The sequence below is a fragment of the Streptomyces sp. CA-111067 genome, assembly GCF_050956065.1.
GTDB lineage: Bacteria > Actinomycetota > Actinomycetes > Streptomycetales > Streptomycetaceae > Actinacidiphila.
This window is the reverse complement of record NZ_CP192103.1, coordinates 7935999-7957490: the sequence shown is the minus strand read 5'-3', so window position 1 is coordinate 7957490 and position 21492 is coordinate 7935999. Positions and strand designations below refer to the sequence as shown.

The 21492-nt window shown below is 73.2% G+C and carries 16 protein-coding genes; 10 read left to right on the top strand and 6 right to left on the bottom strand.

The annotated features are described in order from the left end of the window. Positions 1-36: 36 nt before the first annotated feature. On the top strand, positions 37-906 hold the full coding sequence (locus ACQPW6_RS35175; protein WP_433893776.1) for a LysR family transcriptional regulator: 870 nt from the start codon (positions 37-39) through the stop codon (positions 904-906). Continuing rightward, the gene (locus tag ACQPW6_RS35170) at positions 903-1718 is read left to right on the top strand and encodes a DUF427 domain-containing protein (RefSeq protein WP_433893775.1); all 816 of its coding nucleotides are present in this window, start codon (positions 903-905) and stop codon (positions 1716-1718) included. The genes ACQPW6_RS35175 and ACQPW6_RS35170 overlap by 4 nt, the downstream gene beginning before the upstream one ends. Before the next feature lie 37 nt (positions 1719-1755). Here ACQPW6_RS35170 and ACQPW6_RS35165 read toward each other — a convergent pair whose 3' ends face one another. Beyond that, on the bottom strand, positions 1756-2619 hold the full coding sequence (locus ACQPW6_RS35165) for a CAP domain-containing protein (RefSeq protein WP_433893774.1): 864 nt from the start codon (positions 2617-2619) through the stop codon (positions 1756-1758). Positions 2620-2884: 265 nt separating this feature from the next. Next, positions 2885-3439 carry a hypothetical protein gene (locus ACQPW6_RS35160; protein ID WP_433893773.1) on the bottom strand — a complete coding sequence of 185 codons (555 nt, stop codon included), beginning with the start codon at positions 3437-3439 and terminating at the stop codon, positions 2885-2887. A 35-nt stretch (positions 3440-3474) separates the two neighbouring features. Here ACQPW6_RS35160 and ACQPW6_RS35155 point away from each other — a divergent pair, with 35 nt between their 5' ends. Both ACQPW6_RS35155 and ACQPW6_RS35150 read left to right on the top strand, forming a co-directional pair. Next, the gene (locus ACQPW6_RS35155; protein ID WP_433893772.1) at positions 3475-4182 is read left to right on the top strand and encodes a response regulator transcription factor; all 708 of its coding nucleotides are present in this window, start codon (positions 3475-3477) and stop codon (positions 4180-4182) included. Next, positions 4179-5555 carry a HAMP domain-containing sensor histidine kinase gene (locus ACQPW6_RS35150; protein WP_433893771.1) on the top strand — a complete coding sequence of 459 codons (1377 nt, stop codon included), beginning with the start codon at positions 4179-4181 and terminating at the stop codon, positions 5553-5555. The genes ACQPW6_RS35155 and ACQPW6_RS35150 overlap by 4 nt, the downstream gene beginning before the upstream one ends. A 23-nt stretch (positions 5556-5578) precedes the next feature. Here the strand turns inward: ACQPW6_RS35150 and ACQPW6_RS35145 are convergent, their stop codons facing one another. The 3 genes from ACQPW6_RS35145 to ACQPW6_RS35135 are packed head-to-tail and all read right to left on the bottom strand — an operon-like array spanning position 5579 to position 8165. Beyond that, positions 5579-5785 (bottom strand): hypothetical protein, encoded by a 207-nt coding sequence (locus ACQPW6_RS35145; RefSeq protein WP_433893770.1) that lies wholly within the window; start codon positions 5783-5785, stop codon positions 5579-5581. Further along, positions 5782-7422 (bottom strand): FAD-dependent oxidoreductase, encoded by a 1641-nt coding sequence (locus ACQPW6_RS35140; protein ID WP_433893769.1) that lies wholly within the window; start codon positions 7420-7422, stop codon positions 5782-5784. The genes ACQPW6_RS35145 and ACQPW6_RS35140 overlap by 4 nt, the downstream gene beginning before the upstream one ends. Beyond that, entirely contained in the window at positions 7419-8165 is a 747-nt protein-coding gene (locus ACQPW6_RS35135) for a ferric reductase-like transmembrane domain-containing protein (RefSeq protein WP_433893768.1), read from the bottom strand. The genes ACQPW6_RS35140 and ACQPW6_RS35135 overlap by 4 nt, the downstream gene beginning before the upstream one ends. Positions 8166-8623: 458 nt before the next feature. On the opposite strand from ACQPW6_RS35135, the gene ACQPW6_RS35130 reads away from it, so the two are divergent. The 6 genes from ACQPW6_RS35130 to ACQPW6_RS35105 all read left to right on the top strand — a co-directional run bounded on the left by ACQPW6_RS35130 (position 8624) and on the right by ACQPW6_RS35105 (position 20184). Continuing rightward, positions 8624-9613, top strand: a complete 990-nt coding sequence (locus ACQPW6_RS35130) for a hypothetical protein (protein WP_433893767.1) — start codon at positions 8624-8626, stop codon at positions 9611-9613. Between the two features lie 66 nt (positions 9614-9679). Then, complete coding sequence (locus tag ACQPW6_RS35125) at positions 9680-11533, top strand: HSP90 family protein (RefSeq protein WP_433893766.1); 1854 nt, start codon at positions 9680-9682, stop codon at positions 11531-11533. Between the two features lie 2 nt (positions 11534-11535). Continuing rightward, complete coding sequence (locus ACQPW6_RS35120; protein WP_433893765.1) at positions 11536-14523, top strand: hypothetical protein; 2988 nt, start codon at positions 11536-11538, stop codon at positions 14521-14523. A gap of 410 nt (positions 14524-14933) precedes the next feature. Further along, entirely contained in the window at positions 14934-18239 is a 3306-nt protein-coding gene (locus ACQPW6_RS35115) for a GH92 family glycosyl hydrolase (protein ID WP_433893764.1), read from the top strand. Between the two features lie 179 nt (positions 18240-18418). Beyond that, the gene (locus ACQPW6_RS35110) at positions 18419-18919 is read left to right on the top strand and encodes a sigma-70 family RNA polymerase sigma factor (protein ID WP_433893763.1); all 501 of its coding nucleotides are present in this window, start codon (positions 18419-18421) and stop codon (positions 18917-18919) included. Continuing rightward, the gene (locus tag ACQPW6_RS35105; RefSeq protein WP_433893762.1) at positions 18916-20184 is read left to right on the top strand and encodes a hypothetical protein; all 1269 of its coding nucleotides are present in this window, start codon (positions 18916-18918) and stop codon (positions 20182-20184) included. The genes ACQPW6_RS35110 and ACQPW6_RS35105 overlap by 4 nt, the downstream gene beginning before the upstream one ends. A gap of 94 nt (positions 20185-20278) precedes the next feature. Here the strand turns inward: ACQPW6_RS35105 and ACQPW6_RS35100 are convergent, their stop codons facing one another. Next, complete coding sequence (locus tag ACQPW6_RS35100; RefSeq protein ID WP_433893761.1) at positions 20279-21478, bottom strand: LacI family DNA-binding transcriptional regulator; 1200 nt, start codon at positions 21476-21478, stop codon at positions 20279-20281. Between the last annotated feature and the right edge of the window lie 14 nt (positions 21479-21492).

The window sequence follows — 21492 nt, the reverse complement described above, 5'->3', positions numbered from 1 at the left end:
CCCGCCGACGCGGCGGCGTCAGGTACCTTTGGCGGTATGGAGACGCGGGAGCTGCGGTATTTCGTCGCCGTCGCCGAGGAGCTGCACTTCGGGCGGGCGGCGCAACGGCTCGGCATCGCGCAGCCACCGCTGTCCCGGGCGATCCAGCAGCTCGAACGGCGGCTCGGGTCGGCACTGCTCGAACGCGGCCACCGCGGCATCACGCTGACCGAGGCAGGTTCGGTGCTGCTGCGCGAGGGCCGGGCGGCGCTCGACGCGGTCGCCGCCGCCGACCGGCGCACCCGCCGGGCCGCGCTGGCCGCGGCCGGCCGGCCCGGCGTGGTCCTGGTGACGAAGGCCGGGGCGTCCGGCGCGCTGCTGGCGCGGCTGCTCGACGCCTACGCCGCGCAGCCGGACGCCACCGCCGTCGACGTGCAGCTGTGCGGGATCGGCGAGCAGGAGCAGCTGCTGCGCGACGGACGGGCCGATGTGGCGCTGCTGCACCGCCCGTTCGACGCGGCGGCCGGGTTCGACACCGAGGAACTGCTCACCGAGGGGCAGGTCGCCGTCCTGCCCGCGGGGCACTCGCTCGCCGCGCGGACCGAGCTGCGGATGGCGGACGTCGCCGACCTGCCCGGGCTGCCCGCGCCGCGCTGGCCGGGCCCCGGCGGCTACCCGGACGGGCCGGGGCCCGCGGTCCGCGACCACACGCAGCTGCTCCAACTGATCGCGCTCGGCCGGACGTCGGCGGTGCTGCCCGCGTCCTGCCGGGCCCAACTGCCCGGCGATCTCGCCGCCGTTCCGGTGCTCGACGCGCCGACGGTGACGACGGTGATCGCCTGGCCCCCGCACAGCCGCTCCCGGGCCGTCGCCGGACTCGTCCGGGCGGCGACCCGCTTGTCCTACACCGCGGAGGTCTCCCGATGACACGAATCCTCAAGGTCGAACGCCGGCACCAGGTCCCGGACGACACCCTCACCTGGGAGCCCCGCGAACGCCGGGTGCGCGCCGCCAGGGGCGAGACCGTCGTCGTGGACAGCCTGCGGGCCGTCCTGGTCTGGGAGCCCGGCCGGCCGGTGCCGCTCTACGCGTTCCCGCGCGAGGACGTCCGCACCGACCTGCTGCGCCCGGCGGCCGACCCCGACACCGGCGCGCACTCGGGCTCCGAGACGTTCTACGACCTGGTGCTCGACGGCGAGACGATCGCCAACGCGGCCTGGACGTTCCCGGTGGACGAGCTGTCGGACTACGTCTCCTTCGAGTGGTCCTGGCGCCCGGGCGGCGGCCTGGACCACTGGTACGAGGAGGACGAGGAGATCTTCATCCACCCCCGCGACCCGTACAGCCGGGTGGACGCGCTGGCGAGCAGCCGCCACGTCCAGGTCGAGATCGACGGCGTGCTGGTCGCCGACACCCACAGCCCCGTGCTGCTCTTCGAGACCCGGCTGCCGGTCCGCTACTACATCCCGCGCGAGGACGTCCGCCTGGACCTCTTCACCCCCACCGACCACCACACCGGCTGCCCCTACAAGGGCACCGCCGAATACTGGTCCCTCACGGCCGCCGCCGACACCGTCCCGGCCAACCTGGCCTGGAGCTACCCCGACCCGCTCCCCGCGGTGCGGTCCGTCCGCGGCATGATCGCCTTCTACAACGAGGCGGTGGACATCACCGTGGACGGCGAACTCACCCCGCGCCCGGTCACCGGCTTCACCGGGACGCTGAAGCCGTCCCGGTAGCCGGCGATGACCGGCGGTGGCGGGCTCGGTGGCGGGCTCAGGCGAGGGCGGCGAAGTCCTGGGTGAGCCAGACGGAGCCGGAGCTGTCGCGGTGGACGGCGATGCCTATGCGGGTGTAGCCGGAGCTGAGGATGTTGCGGCGGTGGCCGTCGTCGGGGGCCTTCTCGTTGAGCATGCTCTGGGTCAGGCCGACGGCCATGTCCGCGATGGCCTGCGGGGTGTCGGCCACCGGGCCGCCGGTGCCTATGTTCTCGCCGGCCGACGTCCAGTGGACGCCGTTCGCGGACTCGCGGTCGCCGAACGGGCTCTCGCCGGGGCACTGGTGGGACAGGCCGCAGCCTGATTCCATCACCTGGTTGTGCTGGGTGGCGCTGGCCGTGAGGCCGTCGAGCAGGGTGTACGGGCTCAGGCCCTGCTGCGCCCGGGCCTTGTTGATCAGGTCCAGCACCTGCTGGACGGCGATATCGGTGGTGCCCGCGGTCGGTGCCGCGGTCGGCGTCTGCGTCGGCCTGGCGGTCTGCGTGGGCGTGGGCGTGGGCTTCGGCTTCGCGGTGTGGGTCGGCGCGGAAGTGGTGGGCACCGGCGAGGACTTGGGCGGACTCGTCGGGCGGGACGTGGGTCGGGAGGTGCCGGTCGGCGGTGTCGTCGGGGAGGCGGACGGCCGCGGGGAGTGGTGAGGCGATCCTGCGTGCGTGTGGCCGTCGGGCTGCCAGTCGGCCGGGAGAGCGGCGTGCCCCGACTCCGTTCGCCGGTCGTCGTGCGCGGGGTGGCCCATGCAGGCGAACGCGGTGCCGCCGCCGACCACGGCCAGCGCGGCCGCGCCCGTCAGGACGATCCGTATCCGGGGCTTGCGCGCGGCGCGGTGGGCGGCGGACCTTGAGGTACGTCGGTGGCTGCTCATGGCGGCTGCTTTCCTGAGGGGGGCTCGTTCGCCCGAACGGCCGCGGCCCGCAAGCAGGGGTGGGGGGCGCGGCCCGCGTCGCCGGCACGCCGGCCGTTCGGACCTGACCGAATCTAGGCCGCGCGCAGGCCCCTGACGGGCGTTCCGGCCCCGCTTAAGGTTGCGCTGAGAAACCCCGCATACGGCATTTCACTTCGCGGCGCGCCAGGACGGCCCGGCCGCCCGTCACAGCCCGCTCAGGCACTCGGCCCGCGCCCGTCCGCGCTCACCAGGACACCTCCGCGATGACCGCCTTCGGCTGCGGATACAGCGTGGCGGTGATCGTCGAGCGGTGGTGCGCGCCGGAGAAGGTGACGGACAGCTCGTCCGCCGAGCCCTGCGCCGTCTTGGTGGTGAAGCCGGGCGCGGGCACCGCCGACACCAGGCAGACGGCCTTCGCCCCCCAGCGCACGGTGACCTGCCCGCCCTGCGACTGCACGGTCTGCGCCCCGAAGCCGCCGTCCCGGCAGTCGGGCGCCGCCGGCGTCGAGGGCGTCGAGGGCTTGGGCGCCGGATGGGTGGCGGGGGTGGTGTGCGTCGGCGTGTGCGAGGGCGACGGCTTGGGGCGCGGAGCCGGGGTGCGGGAGGCGGACGGGGTCGGGCTCGGCGAGGTCGTGGACGGCGCGAGCGTCGCGCCGCCGAGCGCCGTGGGCAGCGTGCGGGCGGTCGGCGGCATCGGGGCGGTGGAGTGCACCACGTAACCGACCGTCAGGAACACGGCGGTGACTGTCACCGCCGTGCAGGCGAGCCAGACGAGGAAGTAGCGCAGCAACCGGGGCACGGGCCCATCATGGCGGATCCGCTACGGTGTGCCGCATGGCCAGCGTCCTTGTCATAGAAGACGACCCGGTCATTCGCTCCTACCTGATAGAGGCGCTGGTCTCCTACGGGCACGTCGTCCGCAGCGCCGCCGACGGGTTCGGCGGGCTGCGCGAGGTGACCCAGGCACGGTTCGACGCCGTGGTCCTCGATCTCGGGCTGCCCGACATCGACGGCAGGGACGCGCTGCGAATGATCCGGGGCATCTCGCATGTGCCGGTGCTCGTCGCCACCGCGCGGGACGACGAGGCGGAGATCATCAGGCTGCTGAACACCGGCGCGGACGACTACCTGGTCAAGCCGTTCTCCGGCGGGCAGTTGGAGGCCCGGCTGGCCGCCGTGCTGCGCCGGACGCGGCCGCAGGAGTACGCGGGCGGCCCGGCACCGGCGGCCGGCGGCGCGCTCCCGCTCCGGGTCGGGGACCTGCTGATCGACGAGCAGGCCCGCTCGGCGTCCCTCGGCGGGCGCGAACTGGACCTCACCCGGCGGGAGTTCGACCTGCTGACCTACCTCGCCCGGCGGACCGGCGCGGTCGTCTCCAAGCAGGAGCTGCTTTCCGAGGTGTGGCGCGAGCCCTACGTGGACGACCAGACCGTGCACGTCCACCTGTCCGCGCTGCGCCGCAAGCTCGGTGAACGGGCCGCCCGGCCGCGCTATCTGCACACCGTCCGCGGCGTCGGCTTCAAGCTGGTGGCCCCGCATTGAGGCGGACCCTCGCCGGCATAGCCCTGGCGGTGACGACGATGGTGGCGCTGTCGTTCCTGATACCGCTGTCGCTGCTGGTCAGGTCGGAGGCCCGGTCCCAGGTGATCACCGCGGCCGAGCAGCGGGCCGCCGCGCTCGCGCCGGTGCTCGCGCTCACCACCGACACCGCCAGCGTGCGCGAGGCCGCGACCAGCGTGGACAGCGACGGGCGGCTCGCCGTCCACCTGCCGGGCGGGCCGCCGATCGGCACCAGCCACGCGCCCGCCGCGCTGCTGCGGCGCGCGCAGACCGAGGGGGCGGCCCTCACCAGCGACGTGCCGGGAGGGTGGGTCTACCTCCAGCCGGTCGTGCTCGACGGCGGACGGGTCGCCGTCATCGAGGAGTTCGTGCCGCACGCGGACCTCACCCGGGGAGTCGCCGAGTCCTGGTGGGTGATGGCCGCCCTGGCGCTCGGCCTGGTGCTGGGGTCGGTGCTGGTCGCCGACCGCCTCGCGGCCCGGGTGGTCCGCTCCTCGCTGCGGTTGTCGCACGCGGCGCACACGCTGGGCACCGGCCGCCTCGACGCCCGGGTGGAGCCGATGGGGCCGCCCGAACTCCAGGAGGCCGGCACCGCGTTCAACGCGATGGCCGACCGCATGGTGCAACTGCTCGCCACCGAACGGGAGCTGGTCGCCGACCTCTCGCACCGGCTGCGCACCCCGCTGACCGTGCTGCGGCTGGCCGCTGAACAGGCCAGCACGAGCGCGGACTCGCAGCGGATCAGCACCGCGGTCGTCCAGTTGGAGGCGGAGCTCAAGTCCATCATCGAGACGGCCCGCGCGCCGCTGGCCGTCCGGCCCGCGGGCAGCCCGGAACCCGGCCGGCTCCCCTACCGCGACGGGAGCGAGGACGCGCTGTGCTCGGCGGCCGAAGTGACCGCGGCCCGCGCCGAGTTCTGGGGGCGGCTGGCGCGCGGGCAGGGCCGGCCGTTCGAGCTGCGGATCACCCCGGAGCCCACGACGATCGCCCTGCCGGAGGACGAACTGACCGCGGTGGTCGACGCGTTGGCGGGCAATGTGTTCCGGCACACGCCGCCCGGCACCGCCTTCGCGATCCGGCTCGAACGCAGCGCGCACGCCGCGATCCTCACCGTGTCGGACGCGGGCCCGGGCATCCCGGACCCGGAGAGCGCCCTCGCCCGCGGCGGCAGCGACGGCTCCACCGGGCTCGGTCTCGACATCGCCCGCCGCGCCGCCGACGCCGTCGACATCTCCGCCGGCCCGCTGGGCGGCGCCGAGATCGCCGTCACCTTCGGCCTGGCCGACACGCCCTCGGGGGCCGGCGCCCGTATCCGCCGCCGCAAGCGCCGGCACGGGCTCCGGCCGCACCGCTGACACCAGGTGCGCAGGTGAGGGGTCTACGGCGGCGGGGACGACGTGGCCGAGCCCGTCTCCGGGGCGCGGCTGGGCGGCATCGGCGGCGCCGTGAGCAGGACGCGGCCGTAGAGGGCGACGGCCGCCGCCATGACGACGGCGATCACCAGCCAGCGCAGGTGCAGCCGGGTCGGCAGGCTGAGCAGGCGGAACAGCGGTCCGTCCGCGTGCGGGGCGCGGCGGGAGCTCACCGGCGCCTCCTTCGGCCGAGGCCGGCGGTCTGCGGCCGGGAACTGCCCACCTGGTCCCGGTAGTCCAGCAGGCGCAGCGGCAGGTCGAAGGCGACCGCCCCGACGACCTGGTGGCCGTAGGGCGTGGGCCGGGTGTAGCGGGCGACGAAGCGTTCGGCGCGCAGCGAGCCCTCCACGATCTCGACGTCGGTGCCGAGTGCCGGCATCCCGACGGCCTGGATGCGGGTGCCGTGCTGCTCGGACCAGAAGCGCGGCACCGGCGTGAAGCGGGCCGCGCGGTCAGGCCCGCGCAGCAGGGAGTCGGCGGCGTGCTGGCCCATCTCCACGGCGTGGATGAGGTGTTCGACCCGGCGCGGCCGGTCGTCGAAGCGGGCGTTCGGCCAGCCGGCCACGTCGCCGGCGGCCACGATGTGCGGGGTGGTGCGGCCCCACTGGTCGAGCGCGTGGCAGGTGGGCGCGCACCGCACACCGTCGGAGAGGTCCAGGCCGCTGCCGCGCAGCCACTCCACCCGTGGCACGCCGCCCAGGCCCAGGACGACGAAGTCGCAGGTGAGCACGGTGCCGTCGTCCAGGCTCAGCCGCAGCGCGTGGCCGTGGTCCTGCCAGTCGACGACGGTCCTGCCGAGGTGCAGGGCGACTCCGGCGCGGCGCTGGATGCTGCCGACCACCGCGCCGATCCGGGCGCCGAGCACCCGGCGCAGCAGGGGCGCGCTGTGCACGACGAGGCTGACGTCCATGCCGTGTTCGCGTGCGGTGCAGGCGAGTTCGCAGCCGCTGAAGCCGCCGCCGAGGACGACGACATGCCGCGCCCTGGCCGCGTGCATCGCCTCGCGTACGGCGACGGCGTCCTCCAGCGTGCGGATGGTGCGGACGCGGTCGCTGAACAGCGGTGCCTCCGGCAGCCGTCGGGCGTCGACACCGGTGGCGATGACCAGGCCGTCGAAGGGCAGCCGTTCGCCGCCGCGCAGTTCGAGGGCGGCGGCGTGCGGGTCGAGGTCGGTGATCCGGGTGCCGAGCAGCCAGTGGGCGTCCAGCGATTCGTCGGCACGGAAGGACAGCTCGTCCTCGTCCAGGGCGCCCGACAGGTACTGCTTGGACAGCGGCGGCCGGCTGTAGGCGCGCCTGGACTCCTCGCCGACGATGACGAGTTCGCCGTCGAACCCGCGCTCGCGCAGCCGGGCCGCGGCGCTCAGCCCGGCGAGTCCGCCGCCCGCCACGACGATCCGCCGGCGGCCGGCCCTGGCGCCGGCGCCGCTGCGCAGCGGGCGGGCCGCCCCGGAGGTGGCGCCGCCCGGGGTCTGGCCGCCGCGGATCGCGATGGCCTGCATCGGGCAGCAGCGCACGGCCTGCCGGGCCCGGGCGGCGAGCGCGGCCGGGACGGCGGCCGTGTAGTGCAGCGATCCGCCCTCGGAGATCCGGAAGACCTCGGGCGCCTCCTGCTGGCAGATGCCGTAGATGTGGCAGCGGTTGTTGTCGACGCTGATCCGGACCGGCTCGGCCTCGGGTACGAGCACCGGCCGGGCGGGCGGGAAGGCGTCGGTCCGCACCGGGCCGGGAACCGGCGGCCCGGCGGGCACCGGAGCCGGGAGCCGGACCGGCACCGGCAGTGGCGGCGGCAGTTGCGGCGGCCGGGTCATCTGGCCGCTCCGGTGCGGCCGGCCACGCCGCGCTGTCTGAGCCGGGAGCGGGACGGCAGGGCCCGGATCAGCAGCGCCAGCAGCACGGTCAGCGCGCCGGCCGCCACACCGACCGCGACCAGGTCGACATGGCGCGGCTCCGGGTGGACCAGGAGGACGTGCAGCCAGATCAGCGCGAATGCCGCATAGGCGAGTTGGTGGAATCGCAGCCACCTGCGGTATCCCAGCCGGCGCTGCAGCCAGACCGCGCAGGCGACGGCGATGGCGAGTTCCGTACCGAGAATTCCGAATCCCACCGGGATGCGCTGCATTCCGCTGGTGAACGGCACGGTGAACTCCTTGATTCCCATCCGCCACACCGGCTGGTAGAGAAAGGTGACGCCGTGAATGCAGCCGAAGATCATGGCGGACAGCGCGAGGGTCATGTGGGCGCCGTAGAACGTGGCCCGGTTGACCGACCGCTGCATGAAGCGCAGCCGGAGCATCACTCCGAGGACGACGGTGGCCACCAGCAGCGCGTAGGCGATCAGGGCGGCGAGCCGGGCGAGTTGGTGCACCCCCGTGTCGTAGGGAACCTGCTTGTCGTAGGCGTCGAGCGGCGAACCGGGGATCGGGGCGGCGGCGTGCGCCGCCGGCGCGAAGGCGGCGGACAGCACGAGCAGGGCGATTACGAGCAGCGGCAGGAGGGCTGCGGGTGAGGCGGCCCTGGGTCTGCGTAAACCGGGCCGAGGGGTGGTGGCCATGGCGGGGACTCCTTGCTCCGGCGCTTCTCGGTACAAAGGGACGCGGGCCAGGTTCACACCGGTCGGCGAACTCGGGGCGCATTCACAGCGAATGGCCCGGGTTACCGCGGACAGCAGGTCAAAGGGCCTTCCCCCGTGGGTCGCGCTCCTTTGGCAGCAGACGGTACACCACCCTCGTTCGCCGCGGCGGCGGATGGCGGAAGCCTTTGCCTGGACGGGATATGAGGGATCAAAGCCGCCAACTGGCAGCAATGCGCCCGCAGTCAGCACCTGACTATTGAGTATCCGTACCGTGATCCGTGCGTTATATCCCCGTTTCACGCCGGGCGGGGCGGCGGCCGGCGCCGGCCGGGGCCAGGTGTGACCTCGGACGGGGCCAGATGTGACCTCGGTCATGTGTTCGTGGCCGGTCGCATATCCTGCACGGACGATGACGCGGATCCAGGGGAGGGCGCGGCATGTTCGACAGATTTCTCGGCAGGGGTGGTGCGGGGAGACCGGCGGCGGATCCGCACGCGCTTCCGGTCCCGCGCAGGCAGAAGAACGGGATGTACACGCTGCGCGCGCTGGGGGACGCGCGGGTGCTCGCACTGACCCGCGCGGTGAAGTCCGATGACTGGGACGGGTTCACGACCGCGCTGACCGACTTCGACCTCGGTCGCGACCACCAGGTGCTCAACGAGCTCGCGGACCTCGGCGGCGTGCAGAACTGGATCACCGAGGCCGCCGAGGGCGACGCCGAGCACCGGGCGACGGCCATGCTGGTGGCCGGTGCGCGCAACATCAACTGGGGCTGGGAGGCGCGCACCAGGCAGCAGGCCAAGAACGTCACGCGGGAGCAGTGGCGGCTCTTCCACGAGCGGCTGGAGATCGCCGAGGAGCAACTGCTCGAAGCGGCCGAGCTGCGGCCGGAGTGGACCGCTCCGTGGAACCGCCTGCTCATCTCCGGCCGCGGCATGTCGCTGGGAGCCGACGTCAACGAGACCCGGCGGGACGCGGCGCTGCGCCGGGACCCGCTGGACCTGGCGACCCACATCCAGTGGGTGTCGCAGCTCCAGCCCCGGTGGGGCGGCGAGCCCGGTGAGGCCCTTGCCTTCGCCCGCGACGTGTTCTCCCGCGCACCGGAGGGCCACCCCGTCGGCTGCGTGATCGCCTTCGCGCACATCGAGGACTGGGTCGAGTCCGACGACGGCAACTGCCTGAAGACCCCCGCCGTCCAGGCCGAACTGCGGACCGCCGCGGAGCACAGCATCCTGCACTCCGCGCATGTGCGGGTGCCGGGCTGGCAGCACGACTTCAACCTGTTCGCGATGGCCCTGTCCCTGGCGGGTGAGCGCAAGACGGCCCGGCAGGTCTTCCGGGAGCTCGACGGCGCCTACGCCGGTCGGTGCTGGTCGTACTTCCCGCAGCCCGAGGAGAAGTTCGCCCGGTACCAGGGCCGGGTCTGAGCGCCCGCGCCCGCCACGCCTTCCATTCCCGGCCCACCGGCCGCCCTTACCACTCCGGAATGCCCGATGACTCCGCAGGACCACGCCGTGAATCCCGCCGCCGACACCGCCGATCGCACCTTCCAGGTCGACCTGCGCGGACTCGTCGACCTCCTGTCCCACCACCTCTACTCCAGCCCCCGGGTCTATCTGCGCGAGCTCCTGCAGAACGCCGTGGACGCGACCACCGCCCGGCGCCTGCTCGGGGCCGACGGCCCCTTGGGCACCCCCGGCATCCGGCTGTACGCCGACAAGACGGTGGTCCGCGTCGAGGACGACGGGGTCGGCCTCACCGAAGCCGACGTCCACGCGTTCCTCGCCACCATCGGCCGCAGCAGCAAGCGCGCCGAGGACATCACCGACCAGCGCAGCGACTTCATCGGGCAGTTCGGCATCGGCCTGCTCTCCTGCTTCCTGGTCGCCGACGAGATCCACGTCCTGAGCCGGTCCGCCCGCACCCCGGACGCGCCCGCGGTGGAGTGGCGGGGACGCGGCGACGGCAGCTACACCGTCCGCACGCTGCCCGCCGCCGCCCACCCGCGGCCGGGCACCACCGTCACCCTGACGCCTCGGGCGGACGCCGCCGAGTGGACCCGGCCGGCCCAGGTCCACGCGCTGGCACGGCACTTCGGCTCGCTGCTGCGCCACCCGGTGACCTTCGACGACGGCGCGGGCGGCCCCGCCGTCCGGGTCAACCCCGACCCCGCGCCGTGGGCGGTCGGCTACCCCACGCCCGGCGCCCGCTCCCGCGCGCTCGCCGCCTACGGCGAGGAGGTCTTCGGCTTCAAGCCGCTCGACACCATCGAACTCGACCTGCCCGCCGTGGGCTTGCGGGGCATCGCCTGCGTGCTGCCGGAGGCGGTGCCGACCGGGCGCCGCCACGGCCACCGCGTGCACGTCAAGGGCATGCTGCTGTCGGAGCAGGCGGACGAGATCCTGCCCGACTGGGCGTTCTTCGTCCGCTGCGTGATCGACGCCGAGAGCCTCCGCCCGACGGCCTCACGCGAGTCGCTGTACGAGGACGACACGCTCGCCGCCGTCCGCGACGCGCTCGCCGACCGGCTGCGCGACTGGATCTCCCGGGCCGCCGCCAGCGACCCCGACCTGCTGGCCCGCTTCCTTCAGGCGCACCACCTGGCCGTGAAGTCGCTCGCCGTGCACGACGACGAGATCCTGCGGATGCTGCTGCCCTGGCTGCCGTTCGAGACGACCGACGGGCACACCACGCTCGACGAGTTCGCCCGCACCCACCGCACCGTGCTGGTCACCTCAAGCGTGGAGGAGTTCCGGCAGGTGGCCGCCATCGCCTCGGCCGCCGGCCTCGGCGTCGTCAACGGCGGCTACACCTACGACCGCGACCTCGTCCGGCGGCTGCCCGAGATCAGGCCGGAGACCACGGTCGCCGACCTCGACCCGGCGACCCTCACCGCCCACCTCGACCCCGTCGACCGGGAGACCGAACTCGCCGCGGCGGCCTATCTCGCCCAGGCCCGTGACGCCCTCGCCGTCTTCGACTGCGATGTCGCGCTGCGCACCTTCCAGCCGGCCTCCGCCCCGGCGCTGCTCGTCGACAACCGCGAGGCGCGGCACGAGCGCACCCGCTCCCAGCTCGCCCGCGAGCAGGAGGGCGGGCTGTGGGGCGACATCCTCGGCGCGCTGCGCCAGGAGGCGCCGCGCGCGCAGCTGATCCTCAACCAGCTCAACCCGCTGGTCCGCACCGCCGTGGCGATCGGCGAGCCCGAGCTGGCCCGTACCAGCGCCGAGGCCCTCTACGGGCAGGCCGCGATGCTCTCCCGGCGCCCGCTGCGGCCCGCGGAGTCGAGCCTGATCAACCGCTCCTTCCTCGATCTTCTCGCCCACGCCCTCCGCAAGGACAGCTGACGATGCCGACCGCACCCCAGAACACCGACGAGCTGTACCAGGCGCTGTACGACAACGACCAGCTGCCCTACGGCCGGCCCCGTACCGTCAGGGCCGAGGAACTCGTCGAGGCCGCCGAGCAGTTCACCGAGCCCGTCGCGCTGGTCCGGGCGCTGCTGGAGCTCCAGAGCGCGTACACCTACGGCTCGGAGCCCCGGAAGTCGCCGGTCGTCTTCGCCCGCCTGCTCACCCTCTTCGACGAGCAGCCGGACGTCTTCGACGAGCGGCTGCGCCACCAGCTGTTCTGGCGGTTCAAGTGGGTCGCCAACGCCCTCCGGCAGCTGCCCGAGATGCCGCTTGCGAGCATCCGGCAGTGGCTGAAGGAGATGCGCGACCGGTACGAGAGCGCCGGCCTCGGCCTGCAGCCCTACTACGGGCAGGCGTACCAGCTCGCCGCCCACGTGGGTGAGGGCGGCGACCTCGCCTACGAGCTGTGGGCGGCGCGCACCCGCACCCCGTACAGCGACTGCGAGGCGTGCGAGATCTGCGATCGCGCCAGGTACCACCTCACCGCGGGCGACGACGCGCGGGCGCTCGACGTCTGGGAGCCGGTGCTGGCCGGCCAGGCGTCCTGCCAGGAGGAACCCTCCCGGTCCATCTCCCACGCACTGCTGCCGCTGCTGCGCACCGGCCGCGCCGACCGGGCCCGCGAGCTGCACCTGGCCGGCTACCGCACCTGCCGCCGCCTCCCGTCGATGGCGGGCGAGGTCGGCCGGCACCTCGAGTTCTGCGCGCTGACCGGCAACGAGGCCCGCGGCCTCGAACTGCTCGCCGAGAACCGGGGGCTGTTCGACGAGGTCGAGTCGCCGGAGGACATGCTCGACTTCCTGGTCGGCGTCGAGACCCTCCTCCAGCGGGTGGAGCAGCTCGGCCACGGAGAGCTGCCGGCTGCCGGATACGCCGGCCGCACCTGGTCGGTGGCCACGCTGCGCGCCGAGGTGGGCAGCCGGGCCGGCGAGCTCGCCGGCCGCTTCGACACCCGCAACGGGACCACGGCCCACACCGACCGCCGCCGGGCCCGGCTGGACCGGACTCCCGTGATGGACGCGCTGGAGCTCACCCTGCGCAGCCGCAGCCTGGACGCGGTGGCGCCCGGCGCCACCGCCGCCCCGGTCAGCGCGCCCGCCACCCGCACGGCCGCCGCCGTCCCGGACTCGCCGACCGAACTCATCGTCCAGGCAAGGGCGTTGGAGGCGACGGCGCACCCGGACGCGGAGCCCCTGTGGGCGAGGCTGCGCAGCCTGGTCGCCGGCGCCGACTACGCCCATCCCGAGGATCCCGCCGTGGGCCCGCTGGAGCGGCTGCGCGCGGACCTGCTGTCGGAGGAGGGGTCCGGAAAGCACGAGAAGGACGAGTACGACGCCTCCGCCGTCCTCTACGCGGAGGCGGCGGCGCTGTACGACGCCTGCGGGGAGCACGGCGACGCAGCTGTCGCCCGCGGTCGGATCCTGCTCATGCGGGCCGAGAAGCAGGTGGTCGGAGCGGAGGACGCCAAGGCCGCGAAGGGCACGAAGGACGCCGACGGTACGGAGAGCGCGCAGGCCGCCGAGGCCGCGGCGGCGGCGCTGAGCGATGCCCATGCCGCCATGGTCCGCCTCCAGGAGGACACGCCCGGCCTGCTCCCCTACCAGGAGGCACGCCTGCTGCGCCTGCGGGCGATGGCGCTGGCCCTGCGGTTCCAGGCGTCACGCAGCGAGGAGCACGCCGCGGCGCTCTTCGCCGAGGCGGACCTGCTGCGCGCCCACGCCACCCGGCACGGCGTCGTCAGCCAGATGTCCGGGGCGCTCTTCCTGCGGGCCACCACCTACGCCGTCTCCGGCGACCTGCCGGCCGCCCGGGCCGAAGTGGACGGTCTCGTCGACCAGTTGCGGGAGCACGGCCCCGCCTGGCACCTGCCCCGCGCGCTCGGCCTGCGCGCCCAACTCCTGCTCGGCCTGCGCGAGACGCAGCCCGCGTACGCCGATCTGACCGAGGCGCTGCGGCTGGCAGCCGACTGGCCCACCGAGGCGCCGTCCCTGCACGGCGACCTCGCCGAGGCGTCCATGCGCCTCGGCCGTCCCGACGAGGCGATGCGCCACCTGACCCTCTCGGCGGAGTCCGACCTGCGTGCGGGCCGCCGGGCCGGCGCGTTCGCCACCTACAGCACCGCCGCCCAACTCAGCCTCGACCTGGGCCGGGTGGAGGACTGCATCGCGCTGCTCGACTCCCTGCTGGCCGAATCCGACGCCACCGACGGCGAGTTGGACGACCGGCTGCTCGCCCAACTGCGGCTGACCCGCGCCCGCGCGCTGCACGCCGGCGAGGACCTCAAGGCCGCCACCGCGGAGTTCCTCGCGCTGGCCGCCGAGTCGGCGGGCTGGGAGGACGACCCGGGCAGCCACGCCATGATCGCCGCGGAGACGGCCGTACTCCTCGGCGAGGCAGGCGAGTTCGAGCAGGCCCGGCAGGCCGCGGACCAGGCGCTCGCCGCCCACGCCCGCAGCCCGCGCTTCGAGCAGCTGAGCGGCTGCCTGCGCGAACTCGCCCGGTTGCAGGCGGAGGCGCTGGACTCCGACGGTCTCGCCGACGCCCTCGCCCTGCTCGCCGACGCCGGCCGCGTCGCCGACGAGGCCCGCGAGGCCGGCTTCGAGAGCCGCGGCCGCTCCCTGGACACCGCACTGGCCTACGAGCACGGCCGGGTCAACGCCTACGGCAGCGCGTACGACGACGCTCTGGTCGCGCTGGGCAGGGCTCTCGACCTGCTCGGCGAGCCGGGCCCCGAGGACGACCGGGCCGGCGAGTGGGCCGAGTGCGTCCGCCTGGCGGCCGTCGTGGAGGGCCTCTACCTCAAGCAGACCGCCCCCGCCCTGGCCCGGCTCGACGCGGCGGTCGCCCACCTGTCCGCGACGGGCCACTCCGAGGAGGCCGGGCCGCTCACCTCGCTGGCGTCCCGGCTGCGCGACGAGAAGTGACCACCGCGACGAGTGGCCCCCGCGACGAGTGACTTCCGCGGCGAGAGGCGGCCTCGTCGCGGCGGCACCCGATTCCGCGTGAACAGCGTGCTCCTGGCGGGTGGCGGGTGGCGGACGGCCCCGGAACCGGGCCGTCCGACCCCGCCGGTGCCCTGCCGGCGCCGTCACGGCGGTGGGGCCGGACCCCTTGCGAGTCGCGGCTGAAACGATCTAACGTCATGCGCGGCGCATGACAACGATATCCGCCTGACAACGATGTCTACGAGCGGAAACGCGGTAAGGACGCTATGCATTCCACGCAATTCGCAGCAACCCGGAACAGGCCGACGGCACGCCGTATAAGGGGGCGATTGCGGGCGGCGGCACTCTGCGTCGCCCTCGCCGTGGCGGGATCCGCCGCCGGGACGGCGGTGAGCGCGAACGCCGCCACGCAGGCGGCCTCCGACGCGACGCCGGGGGCGGGCACCGATCTGACCAAGCTGGTCAATCCGTTCATCGGCACCGAGAACGAGGGTCTGGACTTCCCGGCCGCGGGAGCGCCGTTCGGCCTGGTGCAGGAGAGCCCGCTGATGAAGACGGCCGGTGGCACCGGCTGTGACAACGAGTCCGCCGGCACCGTCACCGGGTTCAGCCAGACCACGATCAACGGCTGCCGGTTCAACTACCTGCCGATGATGCCGACGACGGGTGAGGTGAGCTCGACCGATCCGGCGCAGTACGCCTCGACGTTCAGCCACGACAACGAGACGACGGGCCCCGACTACTACGGGACCAAGCTCGACAAGTACGGCGTGGCCGTCGGGTTGACCGCGACCGCGCGGACCGGATGGCAGCAGTACACGTTCCCGCGGACGACCCAGGCGAACGTGATGTTCAACGCCGGCAACGGCGTGAGCGACTCCGAGATCCACGTCGTCGGCGACCGGACCGTGGAGGGGTGGGTCGAGGACTCCAAGAAGACCTACTTCGTCGCGCAGTTGAGCCGGCCGTTCACGTCGTACGGGACCTGGAAGGGCACCGACCGCAGCGCGGGGTCGCGTGACTCGGCCGCCAAGGGCGCCAACGGGGCCTGGGTCACGTTCGACACGACGAAGAACGACGCTCCCGTCGTCGCGAAGGTGGGCCTGTCCTTCACCGGGCCGGCCGGCGCCCGGAAGAACCTGTCGACGGAGACCGGGAAGCTCGGCTTCGACTTCGACGCGGCGCACAAGGCGCTGAACAGCCAGTGGAACACGATGCTGCGCAAGGCCGCGATCGGTGGCGGCTCGCACGACCAGCAGGTCGCGTACTACACGGCGCTCTACCACTCCATGCTCGATCCGAACCTCATCGGTGACGTCGACGGGCGCTACGTCGGGGCCGACAAGAAGGTGCACACGGCGAGCGGTTACGCCCCTTACAGCAACTTCTCGCTGTGGGACACGTTCCGGACCCAGAACCAGCTTCTGGAGATGCTCGTCCCCAAGGTCGCGCATGACATCGACATGTCGATCCTGGCGGTCGCGCGGGAGGGCGGCGGGCTGCCGCGCTGGTACCTGGAGGACCAGGAGGGCAACATCATGACCGGCGACCCGGTCACGCCGTTCCTGGTCGAGGGCTGGTCGAAGGGGCTGCTCACCGGGGCGGACGCGCAGGAGGCGTACACGTACCTGCGGGCGAACGCGACCGAGGTACCGGCCGCCGACGTCCGGGAGAACGGGCGCGCCGGTGTGGCGTACTACGCGGACCGCGGATACGTCCCGTACGGCCTCAACATCAAGCCGAACGCCGACTGCGTGGCGGGGACGAGCGGCAACTGCTGCCCGACCAAGTCGAATGACAACGACTGCTACTACGGGACGTCGGCCACGCTGGAGTACGCGGCGGCGGACGCTTCGCTGGCGCTGATGGCGAAGGGCCTCGGCCACCCCGCCGACGCCACGATGTTCGCCAGGCGCGGCCAGTCCTACAAGAACGTCTTCGACACGCAGACCAGCCAGTTCCGGCCGCGCACCGCGACCGACGGGACCTGGCTCGCCCCGTACGACCCGGTCACCAGCGACCACGCGTTCCACGAGCAGAACGCGACCCAGTACCAGTGGCTGGTGCCGCAGGACCCGGCGGGGCTCGTCGGCATGCTGGGCGGCAGCGGTGCCACCACCAGCCGGCTGAACGACTTCTTCGCGTACGACGACCTGCTCACCGACCCGGCGGGGACCGCGCACACGCAGTGGGTCAGCGACCCGTACGGCTACTACGACTCCACCAAGTACAACCCGAACAACGAGCCGAACCTCATCGCGCCGTACCTGTACGCGTGGACCGGGCAGCCCGGCAACACCGCGACCGTGGTCAAGGCGCAGGAGACCCTGTTCACCAACTCCCCCGGCGGCATCCCGGGCAACGACGACATGGGTGAGATGTCGTCCTGGTACGTGATGTCGTCGCTGGGCCTCTACCCGACGACCAGCGGCGGCAACTTCGACGTCCTCACCACCCCGCAGTTCCCGAACGCGCAGGTGCGGATCGGCTCCTACGGGAAGACGCAGGGCGGCACGCTGACGATCTCGGCGCCGGGCACCAGCATGGCCAACCGCTACATCGCCGCCGCGACGGTCAACGGCCGGGCGTGGAACAAGGCATGGGTCGGCCAGTCCGACATCGCGCACGGCGGACGGGTCGACTTCGCGCTCAGCACCGAGCCCACGGCGTGGGCGACGGCCGCGAAGGACGCGCCGCCGTCGATCGACACGACGCCGAATCCGCAGCAGCAGCTCAGCGCGGACGTCTCGCCCGACCAGGTCGCCATGCAGCCGGCGGCGGGCCGCCCTTCGCAGCAGCAGGTCGGCCTGACGCTGCTGGCCACCGCCCCGCACACCGCGCGGGTCTCCGTGACCGCCGCGGCCCCGAAGGGGTGGTCGGTGGCGCCGTCGCGCACGACGGCGACGGCCGCGTCGAACGGGCTCCCCGCCCAGGTGAACGAGCGGTTGCGGATCACCGCGCCGGCCGGAACCGCGGCGGGCACGTACGCGGTGTCGGTCACCGCCGAGCTGCCCGGCGCGGCCCCGGTGAAGAAGACCGTCTCCGTCGTGGTCGGGCCGGCCGGGAAGTGCGCGATCAAGACCGGCACTTCGTGCGCCGTCGACCTGGGCACCGCCTACAACAACGACGGCGTCGCCACGCTCGACGCGCCCGGCCAGGGCGACTTCGACGGCACCGGCCTGAGCTTCGCCGCCGACCAACTGCCCGCGCCGGGCCCGGTCACCCTCGGCGGCGTCACCTACCAGGCGCCCCCGACCGCGGGCACCAGCCAGAACTTCGTGAAGTCCACCGGCCAGGCCATCGCCCTCCCGTCCGGTGACTACGGCAGCCTGCACATCGTGGGCGCCTCCGACAACGGCAGCACGGGCGCCGCGTCGGCCACCGCGGTCGTCACCTACACCGACGGCAGCACGGCGACGGTCCCGCTGGAACTCACCGGCTGGGCGAACAACACCCCCGACTTCGGCAACGCCGTCGCACTGACGACCGCGTACCAACTGAAGGCGGGCACCGGCAAGACCACGACGAAGGCGTCCCTCTACGAGACAACCGTCCCCCTGACCCCCGGCAAACAGATCCGCTCCCTCTCCCTGACCACCCCCTCCGTCCCGGCCTGGGTGGCCCCCGGCTCCGGCGGCCTTGACTGGCAGCGCGACAGCGCCCTGGAGATCTACGCGATGACCCTCCAGCACTGACACCCCCGCCCACCCCCTCGACGGGAGGCCCCGGTGCTACCAGCACCGGGGCCTCCCGTCGACTGCTGTGTGCGCCTCGCCAGAGAAGTCGGTGGCGGCCCCAACCGAATGCCGGCCTCGTTCGTATGAGGTCATGAAGGCATGAGGAGGGACAAGTGGCCAGATGGTCCGAACAACTCGTGGAGCTCGTGCAGGCCCGTGGGGCGGAGCTGAACCGGTACGGGTTTCTGCTCTGTGGCGACCGCGGGGAGGGTGCTGATCTGCTTCAGGACGCTTTGGTGCGGGTCTTCACCCATCCCAAGGCGGGCTGGACGGTCCAGGACGTGGAGCGGTATGTCCGCCGGGCGATGCTCAACCGCTACCTGGACCAGTACCGGCGGCAGCGGCGGCTGCGGCTGCTGCTGCCGCGGCTGAGCGGCGGGGCGCAGCCCGAGGTGGCGCCGGACCACGGTGGGGGCGTCGACCAGCGGCTGGACCTGCAGGACGCGCTGAAGAAACTGACGCCCCGCCAACGTGCCTGCGTCGTGCTGCGGTTCTACGAGGACCTGCCGGTGAGCGAGGTAGCGCATCGGATGCAGCTGAGCGACGGCACCGTCAAACGGCATCTCAGTGACGCCGCCGCCCGGATGGCCGTCGCTCTGGAGCCCACCCAAACCGTCACCATGAAAGGAAACCGATGAACCAGCAGCCCATCGAGCGCGGACTCCAGGAGCTCGCTGAGCTCGCGGGACCGCACCAGATCCAGCTGAACGAGGTCACCCGCCGTATCCGCCGCCGCCACCGCGCCCGTCTGGCGGCCGGCTCCGCCACGGCGGTGGCGCTCGTGACCGCCTGCGGGCTGCTGCTGCCGAATCTCGCCGCCGGCAACAGCGCCGCCACGCCCGCCACGCCGGCCGGCCCCGACGGCTCGAAAGCCGAGGTCGTCTACCCGACGCCGACTCCGGGCAAGCTCAGCCCGGAAGCGCAGAAGGTGGCAGACCTGTTCAAGCGTGTTCTGCCGCCGGGCAAGGTCATCGTCTACGGCGGTCGGGGTCTGCACGACAAGGGCCTGCCGAGCCCGCTCGGAAACGGTCTGTTCGAGCCTTCGGCCTCGGTGCAATACGACGACGGCCACGGCCAGGCCATGGTCTCCGTCGACCTGACCCGCTGGAACGGTCCCGACAAGACGAAGTCACCCTTCACCTGCACGGTCGGCCAGGGAGAACCGAAGCCTGACCACTGCCAGACGGAGCAGCTGCCCGGCGGAGGTGTCTTCAACCTGAGCGAGCTCGACGCCTCGAAGGGCCTGTGGAACGCTGAGTGGACGGCGACCTACGCGGCGCCGGACGGCACCAGGGTCGTGATCCAGGAGGACAACGCACCCAGCGGGAAGGGCACTGCCGCCACCCGCGACGAGCCTCCGTTCGACGCGGCCCAGCTCAAGCAGATGGTGACCAGTCCGCTGTGGCACGCGCAGCTGGCGGCGATCCCTGCCACGGGCAGCCAGAGCAAGGACACCAACACCCCGTTCGGCCCGGACGGCATCGGAGCGATCTTCTACCGGCTGATCCCCGCCGGCTTCACCCGGTCCGGCTTCGCCGGCGCGGACACCCCCGTGCTCGGCAACACCATGGTGCTGGCCGACTCCCACGGCAAGGGCAGCGTCTACAACGGCGAGGACGCCCGTGGGACGAGCGATCCCGGGGCCACCACCCAGTTCCGCAAGGACTACCCGCATGCGGTCAAGCTGCCGAACGGCGACTGGCTCGGCACCAAGAAGGTGGCCGGGAAGGGCGGAAAGGGAACCGAGCAGAACTGGGCCGAGGTGCTGCACCGCCACGGCCGTGTCACGGTCGTCGCCCTCAACAGCGTCGGCGAGAACGGCCCCCGCACCCGCCCCACGCCGGTGCTGACCATCGCCCAGCTCACCGCCATCGCCGAGAGCGCCACCTGGGTCAACCTCTGACGGACGGATCGAACGGACGGATCGTCGGCGAAGGCCCGCCGGCCCGGCGAGATGCCGGGCCGGCGGGCCTTCGCGCACGGTCGTGACGACACCGTCAGTCGGTGCCGACCGCGCGCAGGCCGGGCTGGGCGGCGCGTCCGGCCTGGTGGGCGGGGGCGGTGGAGAGCCGGACGACCAGCTCGGGTTCGTGCAGGAGTTCCTTGGGCGTGGGGTTGGTGCCGTGGATCTGGTTGGCGAGCAGGGTGACGGCGGCGCGGGACATGGCCTCGATGGGCTGGCGGAGGGTGGTGAGGGGCGGGTCGGTGTAGTTCATGAAGGCGGAGTCGTCGTAGCCGACGACGGAGAAGTCGGCGGGGACGGCGAGCCCCTGGCGGCGGGCGGCGCGGATGGCGCCGAGGGCGAGGATGTCGCTGCCGCAGATCAGGGCGGTGATGCCGGTGGCCAGCATTTCGGTGGCGACGGCCTGGCCGCCCTCGAAGGAGAACAGCGCGTGCCCGATGGGGTGGGTGTTCTTCGCGCCGCCGCGCTCGGCGAGCGTGGTAAAGGCGGCGGCTTTGCGGCGGGAGGGGGTGTGGTCGGCCGGGCCGACCATCAGACCGATCCGGGTGTGCCCGAGCGAGGTCAGATGCGCGTACGCCTGCTGCACCGCGGCGACATCGTCCGTCGACACCTGCGGAAACCCGAAGGTGCGGGACATCCGGCGGTCCGGCGGGCGGGCGGCGCTCCGGTCCGCGTCCCGTCCCGGGAACCGGGCGGTCAGCTCCGGCCGCCGGTCCGCCAGGAGGGACCGCTCGGCCAGGGACCGGTCGGCCGGCGCGGACCGGTCGGGCTGCCGGTCCGACCGGATCACCGCGTAGTCGACGGCCGCGTTGAGCAGCACCACGGGGACGCCCCGCTGGAGCAGGGCGCCGTACTCGTCGGCGCTCAGGCCGCCGCAGAAGATGACGCCGGAGACCTGCTGGTCCAGCAGCATCGTCACGTACTCCGCCTCGGTGAGCCCGCCCGCGGTGCGGGTGCACAGCACAGGGGTGAAACCGAGCTGGACGAGCGCGCCGCCGGCGACCTCCGCGAGCGCGGGGAAGATCGGGTTCTGCAGCTCCGGCAGCACCAGGCCCACCAACCGCGCCCGCACGCCGCGCAGTTGGGTGGGCCGCTCGTAGCCCAGCACGTCAAGCGCCGTCAGCACCGCCTGCCGCGTGCCGTCGGAGACCCCGGGCTTGCCGTTCAGCACGCGGCTGACCGTCGCCTCGCTGACGCCCACCCTCTTGGCGACTTCCGACAGTTTCCGAGTCATGACGCGATGCCCGC

Coding starts and splice junctions, on each gene's coding strand:
- ACQPW6_RS35140 (WP_433893769.1), bottom strand. CDS start 7,422: ATGACCCGGCCGCCGCAACTGCCGCCGCCACTGCCGGTGCCGGTCCGG.
- ACQPW6_RS35175 (WP_433893776.1), top strand. CDS start 37: ATGGAGACGCGGGAGCTGCGGTATTTCGTCGCCGTCGCCGAGGAGCTG.
- ACQPW6_RS35130 (WP_433893767.1), top strand. CDS start 8,624: ATGTTCGACAGATTTCTCGGCAGGGGTGGTGCGGGGAGACCGGCGGCG.
- ACQPW6_RS35155 (WP_433893772.1), top strand. CDS start 3,475: ATGGCCAGCGTCCTTGTCATAGAAGACGACCCGGTCATTCGCTCCTAC.
- ACQPW6_RS35165 (WP_433893774.1), bottom strand. CDS start 2,619: ATGAGCAGCCACCGACGTACCTCAAGGTCCGCCGCCCACCGCGCCGCG.
- ACQPW6_RS35170 (WP_433893775.1), top strand. CDS start 903: ATGACACGAATCCTCAAGGTCGAACGCCGGCACCAGGTCCCGGACGAC.
- ACQPW6_RS35100 (WP_433893761.1), bottom strand. CDS start 21,478: ATGACTCGGAAACTGTCGGAAGTCGCCAAGAGGGTGGGCGTCAGCGAG.
- ACQPW6_RS35135 (WP_433893768.1), bottom strand. CDS start 8,165: ATGGCCACCACCCCTCGGCCCGGTTTACGCAGACCCAGGGCCGCCTCA.
- ACQPW6_RS35125 (WP_433893766.1), top strand. CDS start 9,680: ATGACTCCGCAGGACCACGCCGTGAATCCCGCCGCCGACACCGCCGAT.
- ACQPW6_RS35105 (WP_433893762.1), top strand. CDS start 18,916: ATGAACCAGCAGCCCATCGAGCGCGGACTCCAGGAGCTCGCTGAGCTC.
- ACQPW6_RS35120 (WP_433893765.1), top strand. CDS start 11,536: ATGCCGACCGCACCCCAGAACACCGACGAGCTGTACCAGGCGCTGTAC.